Below are 7,796 nucleotides of genomic sequence, written 5' to 3'. Positions count from 1 at the left end.
ACGGGGGCTGGGCGATCCCCCTCAGCGGGGGGGGGGGGGGTGGGGGGGGGCCCCCGGGGTTTGTGGGGGGCCCCCCCACCGGGGGGGGGGGCCCGGGGCCCGCCCCCTCCTGGTCGTTGATGGTCGTTGACGGTCACCACTGGCCGCCCTCGGACGGCCCAGAGACGGCCCAGAGACGGCCCACGGCAGATTTACAGGCCGCGCTGTGCGCATGGCCTGAGCTGCACAGAGATCCACGCCCGAGCCCCGAGCCCCAAAGACTCCCCACAGGCCCCGGCGTTCCGGCTCCCCTGTGGGGGTTGGCCGATTCCATCGAGGCATTGGGCCCTGCCCAGATTCAAGACGCCGTCATCGCCCTGTGGCGTCATTCCGTGTGCGTACCCGCCTGCCCCCCCGGCCCGGTTAATCGCCTTCCCGGGTGCCCACGAGAAGCATGGCGACCAGGACCAACCACAGGACGAACACTCCGAAAGGGCCGGCCCACATGCCGAACAGTCCGGCCGGAACCGCACAGATCGCGGCACCGAGCGTCTGCATCCCGCGCTTCCAGAGGCGTGCGGGCAGCTCCGTCGCGGCGTATTCGGGAGCGCGCGCGACCGCGTGTCCTCCGGCGTAGAGAGCGAAGAGGCCGACGGCGAACATGGCCAGGGCGACAGCCGTGGCGATCAGGGGCAGTCCTTCGGGGTTGTCGTTGGAGTACTGCGTCACGCCGTCCTTGTGTACGGCGGTCGCGTACTCCCGCCACATGATGACGGTGACCACGTCTCCGGCGCGCAGGTGCCTGAGCAGCGGCTGGGCTTTCCCCATGTCCACTCTCCGGGGCACGGGGGCAGGCCCGGTGAGCAGGAGGTCGTGAGTCTGGCCCCCCTTGTTCGGTTCCCGGATGTCCGTGCCGCGCACGGTGGCCTGGACGGAGCGCAGGCAGTCCTCGGTGACTGCCGCGCGACAGGGGCGGGCAGCCTGGTAAGCGCGCTCCTCGGCCATGCGGTCGGGCACGAGGGCCAGGGTGACGCTGGCGAAGAAGATCAGAGTGACGCCGAGCAGTACGGCGACGGCTCCCCAGCAGTAGTGCCAGAGGGTCCGCAATCGCAGAGCACCCCGGTCACCACGTCGGTCATCGGGTTCGTCCGACATGTCAGGCCCTCCGCCGCGCGCGGGGGCAGACCGTCAACACAGCCGTCACGACCACCAGCCCCACCGCGCTCACCACGTCGCCTGCCACCCTCCCCCTCCGCGCCGTCGGGCCAACGGCGTCGCACCGACGGCAATTGAGCCACACCCGTCCCTCCGTCGCCATAGCCGTCCCCGACACGATCAGCGGACGCCTGTCCGGCGGATCAAGGACGCACAAGCCTGCCCACTGGTAGGAGCAGCTTTCCAGCGGGCTCCGTTCACCGCCTACGACCTGCGGCGTTCCGTGTGCCGCCCTCTACCGGGGGACACCTGGGGGACCAGGGCCAGGTCAAGGGGCCTGCCCGTCAATCTCTCGGTCATCAGGAAGGTCGGGCGCTGGATCGGGTTCAGGATGCAACATGGTCGGGGCTGGATTTGATACGAGTGCCGTCCGTACGGGGCCAGTTCCGGGCGGGGCGGTCAGCGGCGGCGTCGGAGAGGCTCCGGCCGGGCCGCAGCCTCGCGAGGTGCGAGGCCCTCCAGGAGCCGTCGGTAGGCGTCCGGGTCCCGCTCGAAGTCCGTCCCGGCTGCGAGGGCAGCCCGGTCGGTGTCCTGCCCCCGGAGCAGGTCGACCGATGCCTGCGCGAACCGCTCCCGCAAGCCGCGCCGTTCGGCGTCGGCCAGCAGCCGGCGCAGCTCGGTGACCGCCGCCTCGGCCTCGGCGCGGGCGGCCGGTCCGGCCTGGAGCCTGTTCCGCAGCCCAGCGGCGGGGGCCGCCTCCTCAAGCAGCGGGCGCAGCCGGTTCGCGAGGTCCCGGGCGTCCGCCGCCGCCCTGCGTGGCTGCGGCCCGGCCTCCCGCAGAACCCAAAGGGAGCGGACCAGTTCGGGGTCAGGTGCCCCGTCGAGCGACCCGTGGCGCCCGGCGTTCCGCACCGCGTTTGGCGGACCTGAAGGGGGCCGGCGACTGGGCCATGTTCGACGGGCTCGCCACTGTCCTGATGCAGGGGCCGAACGATGACCACGTGATCGAGGCAACCGAGATGCTCGAGGGTGGCGTGTCGGAGATGGAGCACCGGTTGCAGGCGCCGGACGGTGCCGACTTCCCGCCGCTGATCCTACTGGTGGACGAGGCGCAGGTGGCGTTCAGTGCCCGGCCAAGGACGCCGACAAGCGGCCCTACGGAGGCAGCAAGGCCACCAGCCGGTACTTCACGGCCGCCCGAAAGATCCACAACCAGGCCGTGATCAAGCGCAACCACTTCCACGGCTAACTTCACTGCGTCGCCTTGGACGCTGCCTTATGGGGCGCGTGGCCATGTGCTGGCCTGACCGGAACCAGATCACTACCTCAGCCAGCGCAAGGCCGGACGGGATCCCCAGCACCATCCCCCAGCCCCCACCTGCCAGCAGGTGAAGGAGTACGGCTATTCCCGCGTTCATGAGCAGGATCTCGCCTACCGCATACACGTGCCGCACCCAACGGCGTCCCCTCGGCCCTGTCGAAACGCCACCGGGCTCTTCCGCTTGCTCCGTCATGCCACTCGCCTCCGAGAACAGCGCGACCGCCCCCACGGCTCGCCGAGCCAAGGGCGGCCCCGCACTCACGCCAATGAAGCGGAGCTGCCCTGACCAACCAGCACCCACACGAGGAACAGGAGACGACCAGCACATGACACCTGTTTAGCGCTGCTGTCCGCAGCGCTGGACGCCGCCTCCCACGGCTGGCACGTCTTCCCCTTGCGTCCCGGCACCAAGCGGCCGGCCCTGCACGGGGAGAAGACCTGCACCCGTACCGGCCCGTGCGCGAGTGGCCACAAGGGCGGCACTACCGTGAACATCCGCCGGGCCGTGATCAAGCGCAACCACTTCCACGGCTGAGACCGGTGAGGCGTTGTCCGCGCTCCACTTAAGGCACTGCGGGGCGCCCTGTGGTGATGCTCCGTCGCTTTTATCGCGTCACGCCGACCGAGAGGAGATCGGTGACTACGACGGGTATGGGAGCCGGAAGACCTGGATCTCGCCGGTGATCACCACCTCGGGGTTGTCCGACGGGTGATGCTCCAACAGGTACTTCTCCAGCTCCGGGTACTGCTCGAAGGTCGTGGTCAGCAGCAGCCGCCACTCCTCGCGCTCCCCGAACTCGCCAAGGTGCCAAAACATCGACACCACGGGGCCGATGACCTGGGAACCGACGGCCAGACGCCCCTGGACTGCACCCCTGGCGAGGGCGACGGCTTGTTCACGTTCCGGCGTGGCGATCGACAGCTGCAGGTACTCAGTCTCGTCCTCAGGCTCAGTCATGCGGGGAGCCTAGCGATCAGGCAGCCGTCTGTGACCAGGTAACTCAGTCGGCTAGGGCACGCCGCTGCCCCTGTCGATTACCACCCGTGTACTGGCCCACCCCCATCACGATGAAGCCGGTCAGGAGAAGCACGCCGCCGGACTTGGCCCCCACTCCCGGATGCCAGGGCCGCTGATCACCAGCCCGAAGACCACCTGCCAACACACGCCGAAGGCAACCACCAACTGACCCCAGCCGTGGAGGCGCGCGCGGCGAACTCGACGCCGGTTCCAGGAGGGCACCCAGCCACGGGTAACCGCCGCTACGCCCGCGGCGGCGTAGAGCGACGCCACCAGAACAAAAGGTATGGCGATATAGAGCCTCATGGTCCCTCCCTGCACGCCGAACCCACACCGGACGAAACCGTGCCGCTGCCCTGCCGATTACGACCCCTGTACTGGCCCATCATCATCAGGGTGATGCCGGTCAGCCCAAGCGCGCCGCTGGCCAGGGCCCCCCACGGCCGAATGTCGGGGTCAGTGAGCACCAGCCAGAACACCCCATTCCCGAGGATGCCGAAGGCACCCACCAACTGGCCCCAGCCATAGAGGCGAGGGCGGTGGACCGGCCGCCGGTTCGTGGGGGGCCTGGGGGGCACCCAGCCACGCGTAATCCCCGCTACGCCGGAGGCGGCGAAGAGCAACGCGATCAAAACACCTGGTATGGCCATGTAGACCTTCAAGGTCTCTCCCTGCGCGTCGGACCCGCGCCCGACGACACCGTGCCGCTGCCCTGTCGATTACCACCCGCGCGAAAGCTCGCCCTTGTCACGAAGATGCCGGCCAGCAGAAGCCCACTGCCGAACAGGGTCCCCAACGACCGGATGGCGGGATTGCTGGTCCCCAGCCTGAATGCCTGCAAGCAGAGGGCGACAGCAAGTATCAACTGACCCCGGCCGTAGAGGCGAACGCGGCGAACTTGACGCCGGTTCCACGGGGGCACCCAGCCACGGGTAACCGCCGCCACTCCCATGGCAGCAACGAGCAACGCCACCAGAACAAGAGGTACGGCGAGATAGAGCTCCATGGTCCCTCCCTACGCGCCGAACCCCCGCCGACGTCGCCGTGAGCATGACACCCACCGGACGCCTCGTCCACGCGCAGCGCTTTCCACGGCTGACCTTCAAGGACTCTGTCGAGCAGCTCGCCTACGGTTCGAGGCCTCCACAGTGATCACCGATCCCGCCGCTATCAAAGCGCCCAACAGCAGGGCATCGCGCCACGGCTGTCCCTCCCACAGATGCGAGACCACAGCGGCGCAGCCGGAAAAGAGCAGCGCGATGCCCGCCATCACTGAGCGGCGTATCCACCGGGAGTGCATCCGTCCGGCCGTGCGCCGGTCATTCGTCATGGCCAACGACTATCCCGAAAGGACTGTTCGTGTTCGAGATTCGCGTCATCTGTGATCCGGCCGACACCGACCGCGTCAGTACCGTGCTCAGCGGCGCGTTCGCCACCGGCTCCGTCCGCCAGTACCCCATCCGCGACGGCAAGCGCACCCGCCTGTACGTCACCGCCGACCACCGCCCCGACCCGGGCCCGTGGCCCTTCAGCGGAGCCGAGGGGCAGCACGTACGGGTGAGCAACTTCAACGACCACCACTGGAAGCCCGCTCTGGCCGCCGCAGGCATCATCCCGACGCGCGATGCTGGCGAACGGTACGCGTCGGCCCCCGAACACGGCATGCACGCGCTCAGGCACTTCTACGCATCGCTGCTGCTGGACGCGGGCGAGAGCATCCGGGCTCTGAGCTCGTACCTCGGTCACAGCGGCCCAGGGTTCACGCTCCGGACCTACACGCACCTCATGCCGAGCAGTGAGGGACGCACCCGGAAGGCTGTTGACAGCCTCTATCTGGCGTCGAATCCTCATGATCACGACCCAGAGGCGGCCCAGGTCGCCTGACCCGGCCCCCGGCCAGATGCAAACGCCCTGGTCGGGGCATTGCCGGACCCCAGCAAGAAGACTTCGTCTATTTCTGGCCGCTGTACACGGGCACGTCGATTCCGATCGACTCGTGGCGTTCACGGATGTGGCTGGACACCTGGGTCTGAGTCAGCTGGCTGATCACTGTTCGGACACCATCCGAAAACAGCCCTCACAGTTGCCCCGGCGGCCACCTACAGTGCGGTGGGGCCGCAACGGGGGAGGGAGCGCTTCCATGCGCAAGGGGGTCAAGGCCGCCATCATCGGCGGGGTGTTCGCCGCGATGATCGGCGGGGCGGGATACGGGACGTACAACTTCGTGTCCGCGCTGAACGGGAACACGGTCGCGGCCGGCGGGCCGGCGCCCGCCAGGACCGGGCCACCGAGCCGGGACGAGGTGAAGGAGACCTCGGCGAAGTTCCTCGCGGCCTGGGAGAAGAACGAGGCGGCGGAGGCCGCGTCGTACACGGACTTCCCCGAGGCGGCCGAGGAGTTGCTCACGGCCTACGGACGCGACGCGCACATCATCGATGTGAAGATCACGCCCGGGACCGCCTCCGGGGCCACCGTGCCCTTCTCGGTCAAGGCCACCGTCTCGTACGACGGGAAGTCCAAGCCGCTGGCCTACGACAGCCGGCTGACCATCGTGCGGGGCGTGTCCACCCACCAGCCGCTGGTCGACTGGCAGCCCTCGGTCGTACACCCCGACCTGGTCAAGGGCGACACGCTCGTCACCGGGGCGTCGGCGTCCCCGCCGATCGAGGCCGTCGACCGTGACGGCGCCGTGCTGACCAAGGACAAGTACCCCTCGCTCGGGCCGATCCTGGACGAGCTGCGGGCCAAGTACGGCGACAAGGCGGGCGGCGAGCCGTCGGTCGAGCTGAGCATTCGGCACGAGACCTCCGGCGCCGCCGAGACCCCGCTGATCACCCTGGCCAAGGGACGGCCGGGCAAGCTGCGGACCACCCTCAGCGCGAGTGCGCAGGCGGCGGCCGAGCAAGCCGTGCAGCGGTACTCCGAGTCGTCCGTGGTCGCCGTGAAGCCGTCCACCGGCGAGGTGCTCGCGGTCGCCAACCACCGGGCCGACGGCTTCAACGCGGCCTTCCTCGGCCGGCTCGCGCCGGGCTCCACCATGAAGATCATCAGTGCGGCCACCCTGATCGACAACAGGATCACGACGGCCGGCGGCCCCGCGCCCTGCCCGAACGAGGCGGTGTGGCAGAGCCAGACGTTCCACAACCTCAAGAACATGCAGCCCAACGAGCACGCCACCCTCTCGGAGAGCTTCGCCCGGTCCTGCAACACGGCGTTCGTGAAGTACGCGGACGAGGTCCGGGTGGACTCCCTGACCAGAGAGGCCGAGGAGCGCTTCGGGCTCGGCCGGGACAACTGGAAGGTCGGCATACCGTCCTTCGACGGCTCCGTCCCCGCCTCGGGCGGCCCGGACACCGCCGCCAACCTGATCGGGCAGGGCCAGGTGCAGATGAGCCCGCTGAACATGGCGTCGGTGACGGCGACCGCGATGACCGGCACCTTCCGCCAGCCCGTCATCGTGTCCGTGAAGCTCGACGGCCGCCCGCTGGCCCAGGCCCGGGGCCTGTCGACCGACACGGTCACCCAGCTGCGGCAGATGATGAACCGCACCGCCACCAGCGGCACCGCGGCCCCCGCGATGTCCGGGCTCGGCGGCAGCATCGGCGCGAAGACCGGCTCCGCCGAGGTCGACGGCCAGGCCAAGTCCAACAGTTGGTTCACCGGCTACCACAACGACATGGCGGCCGCCGCCATGACCCAGGAGGGCGGGCACGGCGGCGACGCGGCGGGCCCGATCGTGGCGGCCGTCCTGCGCACGGCGGGCTGACCGCCCTCGAACGATGGCGCACCCGACCGCCCGGCCGGCATCGCCCGACCGGGCGGCACGCCCGGTCCGACCGCACGACCGTAGGACCGCACGCCCGGAGGGGCCGCACGCCCCGTCGGGCCGGGAGGACCGGGAGCCCCGGAGACACTGGAAGACCTCGAGGAGCCGGAGCAGCCGTGCTGCTGGACCGGCCGAAAGTAGTGGCCGCGGTCTGCCGGACTGTCGCCGCCGCCCGGGGCGGCACTGCCGCCCCCTCCACCTGGCCGCGCGACTGGACGGTGCGGGCGCGGTCGGCATCCGGCTCGCCCGCACGGAGCCACCGAGGACCGGATGACCGGAGCACTCGGAGGGCCGGCCGGACCCGAGGCCCGGCCGGACCCGAGGCCCGGGCAGACCCGAGGGCCGGGCGGACCCGAGGCTCGGGCAGACCCGAGGGCCGGGCAGACCCGAGGACTGGGCAGACCCGAGGACTGGGCAGACCCGAGGACTGGGCAGACCCGAGGACTGGGCAGACCCGAGGACTGGGCAGACCCGAGGACTGGGCAGACCCGAGGACG

Annotated in this window: 6 protein-coding genes and 3 pseudogenes; 4 read left to right on the top strand and 5 right to left on the bottom strand. The window is 69.9% G+C overall.

The window, feature by feature from the left end; translation table 11 throughout:
- Positions 1–402: 402 nt before the first annotated feature.
- Together ACIQMV_RS29810 and ACIQMV_RS29805 are read right to left on the bottom strand one after the other, a co-directional pair.
- Positions 403–1,086 (bottom strand): hypothetical protein, encoded by a 684-nt coding sequence (locus ACIQMV_RS29810; protein WP_402596386.1) that lies wholly within the window; start codon positions 1,084–1,086, stop codon positions 403–405.
- A gap of 507 nt (positions 1,087–1,593) precedes the next feature.
- Positions 1,594–2,046, bottom strand: a complete 453-nt coding sequence (locus ACIQMV_RS29805; protein ID WP_402596385.1) for a hypothetical protein — start codon at positions 2,044–2,046, stop codon at positions 1,594–1,596.
- A 5-nt stretch (positions 2,047–2,051) separates the two neighbouring features.
- On the opposite strand from ACIQMV_RS29805, the pseudogene ACIQMV_RS29800 reads away from it, so the two are divergent.
- Together ACIQMV_RS29800 and ACIQMV_RS29795 are read left to right on the top strand one after the other, a co-directional pair.
- Positions 2,052–2,350, top strand: a pseudogene (locus tag ACIQMV_RS29800) (ATP-binding protein); the annotation flags it as partial.
- Between the two features lie 448 nt (positions 2,351–2,798).
- Positions 2,799–2,930: pseudogene (locus tag ACIQMV_RS29795) on the top strand (bifunctional DNA primase/polymerase); the annotation flags it as partial.
- Positions 2,931–3,095: 165 nt separating this feature from the next.
- On the opposite strand, the gene cutA reads toward ACIQMV_RS29795, so the two are convergent.
- The 3 genes from cutA to ACIQMV_RS29780 form a co-directional block, all read right to left on the bottom strand.
- Positions 3,096–3,413, bottom strand: coding sequence for a divalent-cation tolerance protein CutA (gene cutA, locus ACIQMV_RS29790; RefSeq protein WP_402596384.1), 318 nt, complete (start codon positions 3,411–3,413; stop codon positions 3,096–3,098).
- 120 nt (positions 3,414–3,533) lie between these two features.
- The gene (locus tag ACIQMV_RS29785; protein WP_402596383.1) at positions 3,534–3,779 is read right to left on the bottom strand and encodes a hypothetical protein; all 246 of its coding nucleotides are present in this window, start codon (positions 3,777–3,779) and stop codon (positions 3,534–3,536) included.
- 352 nt (positions 3,780–4,131) lie between these two features.
- Positions 4,132–4,479 (bottom strand): hypothetical protein, encoded by a 348-nt coding sequence (locus ACIQMV_RS29780; RefSeq protein WP_402596382.1) that lies wholly within the window; start codon positions 4,477–4,479, stop codon positions 4,132–4,134.
- Positions 4,480–5,000: 521 nt separating this feature from the next.
- Between ACIQMV_RS29780 and ACIQMV_RS29775 the strand changes: the two are divergent.
- Positions 5,001–5,357, top strand: a pseudogene (locus ACIQMV_RS29775) (site-specific integrase); the annotation flags it as partial.
- Between the two features lie 256 nt (positions 5,358–5,613).
- The gene (locus ACIQMV_RS29770; RefSeq protein ID WP_402596381.1) at positions 5,614–7,239 is read left to right on the top strand and encodes a penicillin-binding transpeptidase domain-containing protein; all 1,626 of its coding nucleotides are present in this window, start codon (positions 5,614–5,616) and stop codon (positions 7,237–7,239) included.
- Positions 7,240–7,796: the final 557 nt, after the last annotated feature.

This window comes from Streptomyces sp. NPDC091412 (assembly GCF_044756885.1).
In the GTDB taxonomy this organism is placed as follows: Bacteria; Actinomycetota; Actinomycetes; order Streptomycetales; family Streptomycetaceae; genus Streptomyces.
The sequence above is the reverse complement of the archived record's forward strand: the minus strand, read 5'-3'. Positions and strand labels throughout refer to the sequence as shown.

What these genes read in the sequence shown, in the direction of transcription:
- ACIQMV_RS29770 (WP_402596381.1), top strand. Translation starts at nt 5,614, where the DNA reads ATGCGCAAGGGGGTCAAGGCCGCCATCATCGGCGGGGTGTTCGCCGCG.
- ACIQMV_RS29785 (WP_402596383.1), bottom strand. Translation starts at nt 3,779, where the DNA reads ATGAGGCTCTATATCGCCATACCTTTTGTTCTGGTGGCGTCGCTCTAC.
- cutA (WP_402596384.1), bottom strand. Translation starts at nt 3,413, where the DNA reads ATGACTGAGCCTGAGGACGAGACTGAGTACCTGCAGCTGTCGATCGCC.
- ACIQMV_RS29780 (WP_402596382.1), bottom strand. Translation starts at nt 4,479, where the DNA reads ATGGAGCTCTATCTCGCCGTACCTCTTGTTCTGGTGGCGTTGCTCGTT.